This window comes from Streptomyces narbonensis, assembly GCF_014649015.1.
Taxonomy (GTDB): domain Bacteria; phylum Actinomycetota; class Actinomycetes; order Streptomycetales; family Streptomycetaceae; genus Streptomyces; species Streptomyces narbonensis.
The window spans coordinates 1-1080 of the sequence record NZ_BMSF01000073.1; the positions used below are offsets into that span (position 1 = coordinate 1).

A 1080-nucleotide genomic window follows, 5' to 3' on the forward strand; every position below is an offset into this window, starting at 1 on the left:
GTTGTTTTGGAAGGCGAGGGAGGTTTGGAAGAGGGGGTGGTGGGCGGTGGTGCGGGTGGGGTTGAGGAGTTCTACGAGTTGTTCGAAGGGTGCGTCTTGGTTGGCGTAGGCGGCGAGTGCTTTTTCGCGGACTTGGGTGAGGATGTCGGTGAAGGTGTCGGTGGTTTGGATGTTGACGCGGAGGATCCAGGTGTTGACGAAGAATCCGATGAGGTTGTTGAGGGCGTCGTCGGTGCGTCCGGCGATGGGGGAGCCGAGGGGGATGTCGTGGCCGGCTCCGAGTTTGTGGAGGAGGACGGCGAGTGCGGCTTGGGTGATCATGGCGGGGGTGGCGCCGTGTTGGTGGGCGAGGTTTTCGATGGCGTTTCGGGTGTCGGGTTCGATGTGGAGGGGTTGTATGTCGCCGTGGTGGCTGGCGGTGTGGGGTCGGGGTCGGTCGAAGGGGAGGGTGGTGTGTTCGGGGAGGTCGGCGAGTTCGGTGCGCCAGTAGGTGAATTGTTGTGTGATGAGGGAGTGGGGGTCGGTTTCGGAGCCGAGTATTTCGTGTTGCCAGAGGGTGTAGTCGGCGTATTGGGCGGGGAGTGGTTGCCAGTTGGGGGTGTTTCCGGTGGTGTGTGCGGTGTAGGCGTGGGAGAGGTCTTGCATGAGGGGGACGAGTGACCATCCGTCGGCGGCGATGTGGTGGACGACGAGGATGAGTGTGCATTGGTTGTCGTGGGTGATGATGCGGGCGCGTATCGGGATTTCTGTTTCGAGGTCGAATTCGTGTCGGGCTGTCTGGTTGATGAGTGTTTCGAGTTGTTCTGGTGTGGTGGCTTGTAGTGTTTCGACGGGGGTGGTGATGGTTTCGGTGGGGTGGATGTGTTGGGTGGGTGTGCCGTTGGTTTCGGTGAATGTGGTGCGGAGGCTTTCGTGTCGTCGGATCAGGTCGCCGATCGCGGATGTGAGTGCGTCGGTGTCGGGTTGGGTGTCCAGGCGTAGGCGCATGGGCACGTTGTAGGTGGCGGAGGGTCCTTCGAAGCGGTGCAGGAACCACAGACGGCGTTGCGCGAACGACAAGGGCAGTTGTTCCGGTCGGGG

At 61.8% G+C, this 1080-nt stretch carries 1 protein-coding gene; it reads right to left on the bottom strand.

Going from position 1 to position 1080, the window contains the following annotated elements; all coding sequences use genetic code 11:
- On the bottom strand, positions 1-1059 hold a 1059-nt coding region (locus IE124_RS34035; protein WP_229833171.1), incomplete at its 3' end, for a condensation domain-containing protein.
- Positions 1060-1080: the final 21 nt, after the last annotated feature.